11 protein-coding genes are annotated in these 14,021 nt (G+C 45.7%); 7 read left to right on the top strand and 4 right to left on the bottom strand.

Translation table 11 applies throughout. The features are described from left to right. Positions 1 to 99: 99 nt before the first annotated feature. From B0I27_RS09850 to B0I27_RS09840, 3 genes are all read left to right on the top strand, one after another. Positions 100 to 2,106: a hypothetical protein gene (locus B0I27_RS09850; protein ID WP_219905005.1), complete on the top strand. Its 2,007-nt coding sequence runs from the start codon at positions 100 to 102 to the stop codon at positions 2,104 to 2,106. Positions 2,107 to 2,250: 144 nt separating this feature from the next. Continuing rightward, the gene (locus tag B0I27_RS09845) at positions 2,251 to 3,696 is read left to right on the top strand and encodes a Gfo/Idh/MocA family protein (RefSeq protein WP_106293075.1); all 1,446 of its coding nucleotides are present in this window, start codon (positions 2,251 to 2,253) and stop codon (positions 3,694 to 3,696) included. A 57-nt stretch (positions 3,697 to 3,753) separates the two neighbouring features. Further along, positions 3,754 to 4,749, top strand: a complete 996-nt coding sequence (locus B0I27_RS09840; protein ID WP_106293074.1) for an NADP-dependent oxidoreductase — start codon at positions 3,754 to 3,756, stop codon at positions 4,747 to 4,749. Positions 4,750 to 4,767: 18 nt separating this feature from the next. On the opposite strand, the gene B0I27_RS09835 is transcribed toward B0I27_RS09840, so the two are convergent. The 4 genes from B0I27_RS09835 to B0I27_RS09820 form a co-directional block, all read right to left on the bottom strand. Further along, positions 4,768 to 6,051, bottom strand: coding sequence for a WG repeat-containing protein (locus tag B0I27_RS09835; protein WP_181276737.1), 1,284 nt, complete (start codon positions 6,049 to 6,051; stop codon positions 4,768 to 4,770). A 100-nt stretch (positions 6,052 to 6,151) separates the two neighbouring features. Next, complete coding sequence (locus B0I27_RS09830; RefSeq protein WP_106293072.1) at positions 6,152 to 7,537, bottom strand: arginine decarboxylase; 1,386 nt, start codon at positions 7,535 to 7,537, stop codon at positions 6,152 to 6,154. Positions 7,538 to 7,615: 78 nt separating this feature from the next. After that, entirely contained in the window at positions 7,616 to 8,539 is a 924-nt protein-coding gene (gene ctlX, locus B0I27_RS09825) for a citrulline utilization hydrolase CtlX (RefSeq protein ID WP_106293071.1), read from the bottom strand. Between the two features lies 1 nt (position 8,540). Then, positions 8,541 to 9,974 carry an arginine deiminase family protein gene (locus B0I27_RS09820; protein WP_342751874.1) on the bottom strand — a complete coding sequence of 478 codons (1,434 nt, stop codon included), beginning with the start codon at positions 9,972 to 9,974 and terminating at the stop codon, positions 8,541 to 8,543. 50 nt (positions 9,975 to 10,024) lie between these two features. On the opposite strand from B0I27_RS09820, the gene argS reads away from it, so the two are divergent. Genes argS through B0I27_RS09800 form a run of 4 tightly spaced genes read left to right on the top strand, consistent with a single transcriptional unit; the run spans position 10,025 to position 14,006 of the window. Further along, on the top strand, positions 10,025 to 11,791 hold the full coding sequence (argS, locus tag B0I27_RS09815) for an arginine--tRNA ligase (protein WP_106293069.1): 1,767 nt from the start codon (positions 10,025 to 10,027) through the stop codon (positions 11,789 to 11,791). A gap of 24 nt (positions 11,792 to 11,815) precedes the next feature. Next, the gene (locus B0I27_RS09810; protein ID WP_106293068.1) at positions 11,816 to 12,271 is read left to right on the top strand and encodes an NUDIX domain-containing protein; all 456 of its coding nucleotides are present in this window, start codon (positions 11,816 to 11,818) and stop codon (positions 12,269 to 12,271) included. A gap of 36 nt (positions 12,272 to 12,307) precedes the next feature. Then, entirely contained in the window at positions 12,308 to 13,000 is a 693-nt protein-coding gene (locus tag B0I27_RS09805) for a phosphatase PAP2 family protein (protein WP_106293067.1), read from the top strand. Between the two features lie 58 nt (positions 13,001 to 13,058). Next, positions 13,059 to 14,006 carry an aldo/keto reductase gene (locus B0I27_RS09800; RefSeq protein ID WP_106293066.1) on the top strand — a complete coding sequence of 316 codons (948 nt, stop codon included), beginning with the start codon at positions 13,059 to 13,061 and terminating at the stop codon, positions 14,004 to 14,006. Positions 14,007 to 14,021: the final 15 nt, after the last annotated feature.

The following is a 14,021-nucleotide window of genomic DNA, read 5'->3' as shown; positions in this document are numbered from 1 at the left end:
ATGAGGGGATCTGAATCTATGTTGAAGCGAACGTCTTCAATATTCTTTTTTATTATGGTATTTGTTTTTATTGCCTCAGGTGTTAAGGCACAAAACAGTATGCAAGGAGTTAATAAAACGCAAAAAAAGTTTGTTCATAAGGGAGCCGGTAATCCTTATCTGCCTTTATGGGAACATTTACCTGATGGCGAACCTCGTGTATTTGAGGATCCCGACAGGCCTGGGAAATACCGTGCTTACATTATAGGCTCTCATGATCTAAGGCTTACGAGCTATTGCGGTCCGGATATTAGAATGTGGTCGGCACCAGTGGAAGATTTATCCAGCTGGCGTGATGAGGGAGCTATTTTCACATATGAAATTGACGGACAGTGGGATGTTATGTACGCTCCTGATCTGGTAGAAGTGAAAAGAAAAGATGGTAAGAAAGAATACTACCTGTTCCCGCATAGTCGCGGTCCGAACCGTGAGGCTATGGTGGCCAAAGGAAGTCGTCCTGACGGACCCTTCACTCCTGTGAATTTAACAGCAGATGGAAAACGCACTGTTCCTGGGAGTATCCTGGGATTCGATCCGGCGGTCTACATCGAATATATAACCGATCCTAAGGATCCTGATTTTGAGATTGGCTTCCGTGCTTACGGTTTTTGGGGTTTCCAAAGATCTATGGCAGCTGAACTAGATCAAAATACCTTATATTCTCTTAGACCGGGTAAGAAAATTATCAATTACCTTCTACCTGCCAGCCACAGATATGGCGTAATTCGCGATCCTAAGGGTACCGAGTATCCTAACATTTATAAGGAAGAGGATCTGGGTTCATTTAACTTTTTCGAGGCTTCCTCGATTCGTAAAGTGGGCAACAAATACTTAAGCGTTTATAGCGGTTATTCTGGACCTGAGTATGGTGTAAGCAGTTCTAACTCTACATTGCGCTATGCGATAGGGGATTCTCCTCTGGGGCCATGGAAGAGTGGCGGTGTCCTGGTTGATTCCCGTGCTCCTGTACTGAATCAGGATGGTACTGCGTTGGAGACTACCAATGGCGGACATAATACTCATGGTAGTTTGGAACTGATTAACGGACAATGGTATGTGTTCTACCACCGGCCACCTAGAAACTTTGGATTTGCTCGTCAGGCAGTAGTTGCTCCGGTAACTATTAAATGGGATGAGAAGCCGGTAGCTGAAGGAGGATCTGTTTCCATCCGTGCATTTGATCCGTATGCGGATAATAAAATCTGGACAGCAAAAGACAGCAAAGGTTTAGAGTACAAGGGTGCTGAAGTAACTTCAGAGGGTTTCCATGTATATGGTCTGGATCCTTACCAGTATTACTCTGCGGGATACGCCAGCTACCTTTCGGATGTTAGTATTCAGCAGGATTCATGGGATATCTGGGACAACCACATGCCGATTACAAAGGTAAAGAACGGGCATATTATCGGATACAAGTATTTTGGTTTCGGTGGTCTTGCCAAGGATCAACTTGGATTAAAGGCATTCCAGGGAACAAAGGCTGGAAATCAAACGAAGTTTAATCTCTTCATTACCCCTAAGACAACATCGTCTTTCAAAGTGGCTATATGGTTAGACGGTCCTTGGGATAATGCTGCATGGAAAGGCAAGAAGATCGGTGAAGTAACTGTACCTGCAAACGCAAAGCAGGAGACTACTCAGTTTGCGGTTGATGTTTCGAAGTTTGTCGACAACCTCGATAAAAAACATGCGATCTTCCTTGTTGGCGAAGGTGGTAATTCTGAAGAGCTTTTTGATCTGATCGGCCTCGGCTTCTCGTCGAAGAACAAGCAGATTGTTCGTCCGATTGTACCGGAGATAAAAATTGCTGTAAATGGAAAGGCAGTTGAAATTCCTGCTACCCCGGTTCGCTCTACGAACGAAAATGGTCTTGTTGGTTATGATGTTTACCAAACAAGCTATAAAGTTCCTTCTTCTGAAACGGGAGTTCCTAAGGTCAGCGCCTCTTCGAATAATAAAAACGTCAAGGTGACGATCAAACAAGCGGAATCTGCATCTGGAACAGCAACAGTGAGTTTTGATTATAACGGAATGGTAAAGAATTATCATGTTCTGTTAAGTAAATAATCACTTCAGCTAATTATGAATAGGAAACGTCTTCGCATGCTACATGCGAAGACGTTTTTATTTTGGGGGGCATTGGCCATTTAATGTATATGGTTATATCCCTTCAATTTGCTAACTTGTTATTGATTCATAACCAGTTATACCATGTCACAGATAACAGATGCACCTACTGACGTTTCGAGAAGAAACTTTGTTAAGAACAGTGTACTGGCAGCGACCGGCTTCTTTATTGTTCCGCGTTTTGTTCTGGGCGGAAAGGGATATGTTGCTCCCAGTGATCGTCTCCAGATTGCTGCCGTAGGAGTGGGTGGCAAAGGGCAAAGCGATATTGCTTCTTTCGCGGCGACAGGGAAGGCGGATATCGCGTTTCTTTGTGATGTTGACAGAGGACGCGCTGCTGCCAGTGTGAACGCTTTCCCGAAAGCAAAATACTATGAGGACTGGCGCGAGCTTCTGGATAAAGAATCTAAAAGAATTGACGCGGTATCTATTTCGACACCGGATCATAATCACGCCATCACTACACTGGCAGCTATGCAACTGGGCAAGCATGTGTTTGTGCAGAAGCCGCTTACCCACGACATATACGAAGCACGCGTGCTCACAGAAGCAGCAAAGAAATACAAAGTGGTTACTCAAATGGGCAATCAGGGGGCTTCCAACGATGGGGTGCGTCAGTTAATGGAATGGTATGATGCAGGGGTTATCGGCGACGTTCATACCGTATATTGCTGGACAGATCGTCCGGTATGGCCTCAGGGGATACCCTGGCCTTCCACGAAGGCTAGCGTGCCCAAAGATCTGAACTGGGATTTGTGGCTGGGTACAGCTCCGTACAAAGACTTCGTTGACAAGCTCGTCCCCTTTAACTGGCGTGGCTGGTGGGATTACGGAACGGGCGCATTAGGTGACATGGGTTGTCACCTTGTTCACGCTCCTTTCAAGGTGCTTGGCTTGAAATACGCCAGGGATGTACAGGCAAGCGTGGGGACAGTTTACGTTGACGAGTTTAAGCAGGGTTATTTTCCCGAAAGTTGCCCGCCATCGAGTCATGTAATCCTTACTTTTCCAAAGACGGATAAAACCAGGGGAGATGTGACATTACATTGGATGGACGGAGGAATTCAGCCAGTGCGACCCGATGAACTGGGGGCTAACGAGATCTTTGGCGATGGTGGCAATGGCACCCTATTCATAGGTACCAAAGGTAAAATGATAGCCAGTACCTATGGCGCAGACGCAAAATTACTACCAAGCTCGCGCACTGCGGAGGTAAGCGTTAAACAACAATATAAACGTATTCCGGGGCAGGCTGAAGGTCACTATGCTCAATGGGTGGAGGCTTGTATCGCAGGATACGGCAATGCCGAGTTGAGCGCTCCGTTTGAGGAATCCGGTCCGCTCACTGAGGCCTTGCTGATGGCTAATCTGGCCATTAGAGGGCATGATATCAGGAGGCCAGGAGTAAATGGTGGTTTTGTTTCTCCGGGCAAGAGCCTCAAAATGTTATGGGACAATGAGAATATGCGTATTACCAATTTTGAGGAGGTTAACCAGTTTGTAAAGCGTGAGTACAGAAAGGGCTGGTAACGAGCGGATAATTGAATTAGAGTCAAACTTAGCGGCGCCTTATATTGTTAGACCCGCATGAACAAAGTAATTCTGCTAAACAAACGCCCCGAAGGGAAACCAACTTTGGAAGACTTCAAATTTGTAGAAGAAGAGACGCCTGTCGTTTCCGAAGGTCAGGTTCTCCTGAAAACTCGTTATGTTTCTGTTGACCCTTATTTGCGGGGAAGGATGACAGACGCGAAGTCTTACGTACCTCCTTTTGAACTCAATAAGCCGGTTCAATCTGCTGTAGTAGCTGAAGTTCTGGACTCCGGGAATAGCAGTTTCAATAAGGGAGATTTCGTAACCGGACTGCTGGATTGGAAGGAGTATCAGCTCTCTGATGGAAGGGGACTGAACAGGGTTGATGCGGAAGCGGCTGATTTGTCTGCATATCTGGGTATCTTAGGAATGACAGGACTGACTGCATATTTTGGCCTGACGGAGATCGGGCGGCCTAAAGAGGGCGAGACCCTGGTTGTTTCCGGTGCAGCCGGTGCTGTGGGCAGTGTGGTTGGTCAGATAGGTAAGATAATGGGATGCAAGGTCATTGGTATCGCAGGAAGTGACGAAAAAATTGAACAGCTTAAATCAAAGTTTGGCTTTGATGCTGGTATTAATTATAAAACTACCCAGGATATGACGAAGGCAATTGCTGATGCTGCTCCTGATGGTGTGGATGTTTATTTTGATAACGTGGGGGGCGAGGTGTCTGACGGGGTTCTGGCAAATATCAATAATTTCGGACGGGTACCAGTGTGCGGTGCTATTTCCACCTATAATGATACCGTGGTTTCGCAGGGACCCAGGCTTCAACCCATACTGGTCAAGAACAGTGTGTTAATGCAAGGATTTATCGTTTCAAACTATGGCGCCAAATTCCCTGAAGGCATTAAGCAACTGACCCAGTGGTTACAAGAGGGAAAGCTAACGTATACAGAAACCATTGTAAATGGCTTTGATCAAATCCCCCAGGCCTTCATCGGCTTATTCGATGGGAAAAACAACGGGAAAATGGTCGTCAAAATTTAGTTCAGGACCGGGTACGGCCTAAAAAGCGGATTCGGTGAACTCAATTAGAAAGTTTCCCTGTTCGTCTATTATTCCGTAGCGGTGTTGTGTTTTACCGTCGATAAACTTGGACCAGTGGGCCAGCATCTTTCCGTTATGATAATCCTTGAGGAGCTTGTAATCACCCGTCAAGATTTCCTTTCCTGTTTTGTCAACTAGAGAAAAACCACTGGTACCTTTGAAGATTGCTTTTCCATAATCCACTAGCTGAACCAATGTTTCGGGAACGAAGAAGGGGTTATCCTCGCTGGAATAATTGCTGGAAGCTGAAGAATCAATAAAAGAATAATCCGGATCAAAGGAGGCGACAATCGTGCCTTTGATATCTAGTAACAATACCGGAGAATTATATGTTTCTCTCACGAGCGCAAAACCTTTGTAGAAAACGGTGCCGTAAGTGTAGGCGGGTTCTATTATAATCTCATTTGATTGGTTGATATAACCATATTTACCTGTTTTGGTGCTAACCCTTGCTAATCCAGAGTTGAACCGACCTGGCTTCTTTGAGTAGGAATATGGAACTATTAACTCTCCCGATTTATTGATGTACCCCCAGTTTTTGTTCTCGTCCATAACCGCTGCCAGTCCATCCGAGAATACCTCGGCTTCGGTATAAGACGCAGGAATGGCTAGCGTAAAACCTGTGTTCACATATCCATATCGCTTACTTACCGGATTAAATATAGGTGTAAGACCATCGCTAAACGGTTTGAAATCTTTCGCAGCGAAAAACATCGTCTTAGCAATGAAGTGATCGGTAACAGAGAAGTTCGCTTTAATATCGATGCCTAGTGCTTTAAAGTAATTTTCCCGGCTAACGGAGATGATCTCTTTTCCAAGCGTATCGATATAAACGATCTTTTTATCCGTCACCGTCGAAGCGACAAGAACCGGAGTATTATCTGTGATGAAAGGAAGTGTTTTACTGTATGTTGTGGCATTCAAGGGTTTGCCACTCAGGTCTTTTAATATAGAGCCAAGAGCCGCCTTTTCAAAATAGGCACTATGACTAATATCCAATGGGGCTGAGGCAAGGAGTGATGATGGTGTTTTGATTCCACTTACAAGCAGATCTCCGGACAGGTTATAGATCGCATAGCCATTATTTCTAGCTAACGTAAACTTATCACCTATAAATTGGCTGACCAGTTTTCCGTTCTCGATAATATAGCCTTCAACTTTTTTCTGGGAAAAGGCAGGCCCGTTTTGAATCAAAGATAAGGCGAGTAGCGCTCCCGCAGAATATTTAAAAATTGACTTCATAGGGTATGTCATACCCGAAAATAGCAAAATTAAGGAAGTATCTGCTCAACGAACACAAAAAAGCCGGTCACTACTAGTGACCGGCTTTTTTGTGCATTTATTAGGTATATCCCAGAATCTTCATTACCTGCTTGCTGTTCTGCTCCTCGCCGAAGACTTCAAAGTTGAAAGTCTCGTCGCGGTTTCTGCGTATCAGCACATGCTTGGGGGACGGAAGAAGGCAGTGGTGAATACCACCATATCCGCTGAGTACTTCCTGGTAAGCTCCCGTATGGAAGAAACCAAGGTACTGCACTTTTCTCGTCTTAGGCATGAACACACTGTTCATATGCGCTTCCTGGTTGTAGTAATCCTGACCATCGCAGGTTATACCGCCCAAATTGACACGCTCGTATTCAGAATCCCAGTTGTTAACGGGCACCAGGATGTATTTCTGGTTCAGGGCCCAAACGTCCGGAAGGTTGGTGATGAATGACCCATCCAGCATCAGCCACTTCTCGCGATCGTTCTGCTGTTTACGGCCAAGTACCTTATAGAGTATGCCAGATGCCTCAGCTACGGTGTACTTACCAAATTCAGTAACGATATCCGGTTCTTCCACATCGTGTTCAGCACAGATTTCCTTGATACGTTTCACGATCTCGTTCACCATGTATTCGTAATCAAAGTCAAATACAAGCGAATCCTTGAACGGCATACCGCCGCCAATGTCCAAAATAGAAAGCGCAGGGTTAATCTTCTTGAACTTGCAGTAAAGCGTTACGTACTTCTCCAGCTCATTCCAGTAGTAAGGGGTATCTGAGATACCAGAGTTGATAAAGAAGTGCAGCAGTGTTACTTCAAAGTTCGGATTTGTTGCGATCTTGTTGTTGTAGAAGTCAATAATGTCTTCCATACGGATGCCAAGGCGCGACGTATAGAATTGAGAATCCGGCTGCTCTTCTGCCGCAATGCGGATACCGAGGCTGCAGGGAATGTCCAGCTCATCATCATACAGATTGAACTCTTCTTTATTGTCGAGTACCGGGATGATATTTTTGAAACCGTCATGCAGCATATCTACGATATACTGCTTGTACTGGTATGTTTTAAAGCCATTGCAAATCACTGTGATGTCCTTGGAAACAACTCCTTTCTTTTCCAACGCATCAATCATCGGCAGATCAAAAGCGGAAGAGGTTTCCAGGTGAATATCATTTTTCAATGCTTCTTCAACCACGTGCTTGAAATGCGAACTCTTTGTACAGTAACAGTACATGTAGGAACCGCGGTAGTTGTTATTTATGATGGCTTGCTGAAAGAGGATCTTTGCCTTCTGGATCTTCTTCGTGATCAGTGGCAAATAGGTAAAACGTAGGGGAGTACCATACGTTTCGATCATCTCCATCAGGTTAAGGTCGTGGAAGAATAGCTCATCGTCTATTACTTCAAATCCTTCCTGTGGAAATCCTACACTCAGGTCAAGAAATTCTTCGTAGCTCTGCATTTATTAAATTAAAATTTGTGCAAAAGTGTGATTTTTTAATGAATAATATTTCCTTTAAATCGCTAAAGATTTAAATGTTTACAAAATCATGGTTTTAGGAGGGTAAATTTCCGCTATCATACAGCGCGCGCTACCGCCACCAATGCGCTCGATAGTGTTTAAGGGAGAATAAATGATCCTTCCGTAACGGGTCAATGCGCTGTGTTGGATCTCATTCATAGCCTTATAAGCACCGGAAGACATCACGATCAGGCTTTCGCCTTCAACGTTTTCGATCTGCAGTATATTAGCTGAAAAATGATTCATCTGGTCTAAGGAAACGGGGATGATTTCTTTGTTGGTTTCGATAAGTGAGCTTAGGAAGCCGCTTCGTTCTTGCTCATTATGAATAGATTCCAAACAAACGAGCGCAAAGCCTTTGCCGACGCACATCATGACGTTGGTGTGGTATATCGGTCTGCCGGCCTGATCGGCAGCATGGAAGCTCACAACGTCATAATTCAACAGGTTAGCGGCGTAGTTCAGCACGTCTGGATCAGTCCGCGAAGAGATAGAGGCATAGGCAACCGAATACTCCCGGTCCAGAACCATGCTGCCTGTTCCTTCCAGGAATTTTCCACTCAGCTCGAAGAAACTCAGGTCAACGAAATGCTTAAAGCGGTAACCGTTCTGTATCGCTTTTACGATATCCATCCTTCGCTCCGCACGTCTGTTTTCTGCTTCTACCGGATAGATAATCAGGGTTCCATCTTCATGTGTCGAGATCCAGTTATTAGGGAAGACGGCATCGGGTGTGTCTTGCTCCGGATCGTCGTCTACCACCAGTACCAACACTTTGTTTTCGCGCAACATGGCCACGAAGCGATCGAACTCGCGTAGCACCTGCTCGTGTACATGCTCATTTGCTGAAGGAGCTTTCTGAAAAACATTGCTTGGGGCCGTCTGCACATTAAAAGCGAATTCGGAGGGCCTGATCATCAATAGTCTGGATGTCGTCTGCATATTAAATGGGATCTCGTAGTAAAGGCATGCTCATACATCTGAAACCGCCCCTGGCGCGGGAAAGTTCAGCCGAAGGCATAAGAATAAGTGTATTCTCCAGTGAATGAAAATCGGTTTTTCCGGCTTCAATCTGCTTACTGAGCTCTTCCACCGGAATGACCTGAAAACCATTGGCTTTGAAGGATTCGACACTGCGGTCATTCCGGTCATATCCAAGAACCACACCGTCTTTCAGAGCCAGGAGGTTACAGGAATCGGTCCACTGCTCTCGCTCATCGTGGGGAAATTCATCGTTTCCAGAATAAATAAACACCGTTTTCTCCGTGCTTCCCAGATCTTTCTCGCTCACAGATGCCAGAAGGCTTTCGATATTCTTGAACTTTTTGGGCTTTTCCTTATTCTTTTTGAATTGTAGTATCTGAACATCGTTCTGTTTCTTCTTGTCGCTAAGGTATTCCAAAGGCTCCCCTTTGATCTTATTACGGCCTGAGCAGATGGAATGCAGTACGACCCAGGTATGACGATTAACCTGCGTAAACAGTGTGTCGATGTGCATATAATCCCGTTTATGCGGAATCTTTACGACGGTGACTTTCTCGACTACCTCGTTATCAAACAGCAGGCGCATGGCCTCGGTGACGCCACTTGCTGAAGTACGCTCGGAGCAGCCGATGATGACGTGGTTCGGACTGACAATCATCACATCACCTCCTTCGAGCGTAGCCTTTTCATCAGGCGCCTCTCCAGGTCGCAGAAAATGTTGCACGGAATGCGGTATTTCGAGGATCTTGCTGCGGTAGGCTGCGAAAAGCGGATGGTTAAAGAACATATACCGGGCGAGGAGTGCTTCCCGGTTGCGGGCTTTCTTTGCGGGTTTGTTTAAGAGAACATAGCCGTTGATGACGATTCCAAGGTCGCGTGTAAATATCAGATTAGGGATGGGAGGGAATAGCATCTCACCACTCTTCAGCGATCCTGATATTAAGATCCTTGCCAGGCGGTCGGGTTCGAGAGCGTTCAGATCCAACTGCTGGTTGTAACTGCATCCTTCTATCGCACAAACGGCGGCACAAAGTTTTTCGCGGATGCTTTCGTCTCCGAGAATGTCAGCCAAAAGCTTTTCCATCTCCAGTACGTGATCTGAATCATAGAAGCCCCGAATGCCGGGCTTGTAGAATGCGCGGTCATCATTCGGTTCATCTCCTGCCGATAACCTGTCCCGGAGCTTTTCCGGATCCAGAAAGTAGAGGAGGACTCGTACGTAATAGTCATATTCTTTGCGCACAGTTTCTAGATGCAGGATGTCTTCAAATAGCCAATCCTGCGCTTTTGAGGGTGCTACGCGTCCGATTCCATTATCGGGACTGTGAATCAGTACCGTCCGTAACCGGCCAATTTCTGAATCAACGTGGAGCTGTGATCCGGGTGTTTTCATAGGCATGGTGGATGTATAACAAATCTAAAGGAATTTATTAATTTTGACGGATGGATTTTATTGTGAAAGGAACCCTTGAGGCTGTAAAGGCCTTATACGATGCTGAATTAAAAGAGAGTGACATAAACCTTCAGGAAACCCGTAAGGAATTTGAAGGCGAAACAACCATAGTAACATTTCCGCTTACACGCATTTCTAAGAAGTCGCCCGAGCAAACCGGGAATGAAATAGGTGCTTACCTTCTGGAGAATCTTCCACAGGTTTCGGCATTCAACGTGATCAAAGGTTTCCTTAATATATCCCTTAGCAGTGCCTATTTGCTGGATCTGTTTCGCAAAACGATCCTTTCTCCGGAATTTGGCGACCTCCCTTCAAATGGAAAAAAGGTGATGATTGAGTATTCTTCACCTAATACCAATAAGCCCCTGCACCTGGGGCATGTGCGCAACAATCTTCTTGGATTCTCCGTTTCTGAAATCATGGCTGCGTCAGGCTATGAGGTGATTAAGGCGAACCTGGTGAATGATAGGGGAATACACATTTGTAAATCCATGCTTGCCTGGCAGAAGTTTGGCAACGGCGAGACGCCTGAAAGTACCGGACTGAAGGGAGATAAGCTAGTTGGAAATTACTACGTTAAATTCGATCAGGAATACAAAAAGCAGATTGACGAACTGAAGGCCGCTGGTCAGAATGAGGATGAAGCAAAGAAGAATGCAGAGCTGATTAAGGAAGCGCAGCTGATGCTCCGTAAATGGGAGGCAGGCGACGAGGAGGTGATCAATCTCTGGAAGACCATGAACAGCTGGGTGTATGCCGGTTTTGACGTTACCTATAAGAGTCTTGGCGTCGAGTTTGACCAGTACTATTACGAATCTGATACCTACCTGCTGGGCAAGGACATCATAGACGAAGGCCTTGAGAAGAACGTCTTCTTTAAAAAAGAGGATAATTCCGTTTGGATTGACCTTACAGCTGATGGACTGGATGAGAAATTGGTTCTGCGCGGAGACGGCACGTCCGTATATATCACACAGGATCTTGGAACAGCTCAACTGAAGTACGATAACTTCCAGATGGATGAATCCATCTATGTGGTTGGCAATGAGCAGGACTACCACTTTAAGGTTCTGTTTCTGATTCTTGATAAGCTTGGAAAGTCATGGGCTAAAGGCCTATACCACCTTTCATACGGTATGGTGGATCTCCCATCTGGTAAAATGAAGTCCCGTGAGGGAACAGTGGTTGATGCCGACGACCTGATCCAGGAGATGGTCGATACGGCTCGTCAGCGTACGGAAGAGTTAGGGAAGGTGGACGGCTTCTCTGAGGAAGAAAAAACTGCCTTATACCGCATGATCGGTCTTGGTGCCTTAAAGTACTTCCTTTTAAAAGTAGAGCCTAAGAAACGCCTTTTGTTTGACCCTAATGAGTCTATTGATTTCCAGGGACATACTGGTCCTTTCATTCAATATACTCATGCAAGGATTTGCTCGGTGCTTATGAGGGCAGATGTTGCAGCGCCCGCTTTTGACGGTATTGCCGACCTCTCAGTCGTTCAGCGGGAATTAATACTCGCAATCAGCAAATACCCTGCGGTTGTTACGGCTGCAGCGGCGGAATTTAGTCCGGCCCTGATTGCCAATTACGCGTTTGATATAGCCAAGCTTTACAATAAGTTTTATCACGAAGAGCCTATCCTGAAAGAGGAGAATGCGGATCTTCGTCAGATACGTCTTGCCTTATCATCTGCTACTGCTTCCGTATTGAAAAGAAGCATGAAGTTATTGGGCATTGATGTTCCCCAAAGAATGTAAGCTGATCGCTCTAAATACCGAAAGATGTTTTTATTTAATGTTCGTGTCTACGGCCTTCTGATCAACGAGCAGGACGAGATCCTGCTCAGTGATGAAGAGCACCAGTCTGTTAGATTTAGTAAGTTTCCTGGTGGGGGGCTCGAATATGGAGAGGGCCTTTTGGATGCGCTCAAAAGGGAGTTCATAGAAGAATGTGAGACGCCTATCGAAATCCTGGAGCATATATATACGACGGATTTCTTTGAGAAATCGTCATTTAACGAGAGTCAGATTATCAGCATCTATTACCTGGTAAAGCCTCTTGAACCTCTTAAATGCCGCATTTCTACAGGCAACTTCGATTTTGAGGATGCTGGCGTGGTAAAGCAATCGTTCCGTTGGGTGAAGCGGACTGCACTTTCACCTGATGATGTTACCTTCCTGACGGATAAAATCGCAATTGAAAAGTTACACGAATTCTGGAACAAATCAGTGGTCTGAGTTATTTGCTAAACAGGCCGACAGCCCTCATCATCTATGGAAGCACCAGACAAGTCCCCGGCCACTGCCGATTCTGAAGAACTGAAACGATCCTTTACCGTATTCTCAAAGGGCTTTCTGGTGGCTATGCTGGTGTTCATTTCGCTGATATCATTTTTCGTCCTTGCGAAGATGATCCTGATTGACGAAAATGAGGCCTTCGATCGTGAGATCTATTCCTTGATCGAACCCCATACGAACGAAACGACTTCGCGAATTATGGTTATCTACAGCTGGATTGGAGGCACCCAATTCATGCTTCCGGCCAATATCTTACTGATCTGTTATTGTTTGTTCATCAGAAAGAACAGGTGGCAATCGATCAAACTTGGCGCCATCGCGCTAAGCAGCGTGTGCGTCATGCACTTGCTCAAGCTGCTTTTTAACAGACCGCGACCATTGATTCCTTTGCTGGAACCGGCACATGGTCTGAGCTTCCCGAGTGGACATGCCATGACAAGTATTACTTTCTTTGGTCTTTTCATCTATCTGACTGTTAAGTATATAAAAAACAAGTTCCTCAAGATATTTCTCGTGATTCTGCTACTCAGTTTTATCGTGATCATCGGCTACAGCCGAATCTACCTCCGGGTTCATTATCCGAGCGATGTGCTGGCGGGATATTGCATGGGAACGATTTGGTTAGTCCTCTGTCTCTGGCTGCTCAAGCGGATCGAAACGAGGAAATGACACACGTCTGTCGAACAAGACGCCCCTTGCGGTGTTTTTTCTGTGTAATTTCGACAATATGGAACAACGTAAAATAGGTAAGTCAGAGCTCAAAGTATCTACAATTTGTTTTGGTGGCAATGTATTTGGCTGGACCGCCGATCAATCTGAATCTTTCAGACTTTTGGATGAGTTTGTTGATCTGGGCTTTAACTTCATCGATACCGCAGACGTATATTCCCGCTGGGTGCCAGGCAACTCTGGTGGTGATTCAGAAAAGGTTATTGGTCAGTGGTTCAAAGAAAGTAAGAAGCGTAAAGACATCGTGCTCGCTACGAAGGTTGGCTCAGAAATGGGCGAGGGCTTGAAAGGTCTAACGAAGGACTACATTATTCAAGCGGTGGAAGCATCCCTTAGTCGGTTACAAACAGACTACATCGATCTGTACCAATCACATTACGACGACCCGGCTACACCAGTGGAAGAGACGTTGGAGGCTTATGCGAAACTCATCAGTGAAGGCAAGGTAAGGGTCATCGGTGCATCAAACTTCGAGCCTAAAAGGCTGCGTGAAGCATTGGATGCAAGCGAAAGGGGTTTGCCCAGATACGAATGTTTCCAGCCAGAATATAATCTTGTTGAGCGTGCTGACTTTGAAAGCCAGTATTTGCCCATCGTACAGGAATATGGCATCGGCGTCATTTCCTATTTCTCATTAGCCGCCGGATTTCTGACAGGGAAATACCGGTCCGAAGCCGATCTCTCCAAAAGTCCCCGGGGAGCTGGCGTTAAAAAATATCTAAACAAAAAAGGAACTTCCATCCTGAATAAACTTGACGAGATCGCTGCCAGGCACGGTGCTACACCCGCACAGGTGTCACTTGCCTGGCTCATTGCGCAACCCGGTGTTACCGCTCCAATTGCCAGTGCTACCAGCGTAGAGCAGCTGCGTGACATTGCAAGGGCTGCGTATCTGAATCTTGACAAAGGAGACCTCGAAGAATTGAATGCAGTGAGCGCTTTTTAAGGCGAAAATCTCTAA

Origin of the sequence: Arcticibacter pallidicorallinus, assembly GCF_003002875.1 — a bacterium.
Classification (GTDB): Bacteria; Bacteroidota; Bacteroidia; order Sphingobacteriales; family Sphingobacteriaceae; genus Arcticibacter; species Arcticibacter pallidicorallinus.
The sequence above is the reverse complement of the archived record's forward strand: the minus strand, read 5'-3'. Positions and strand labels throughout refer to the sequence as shown.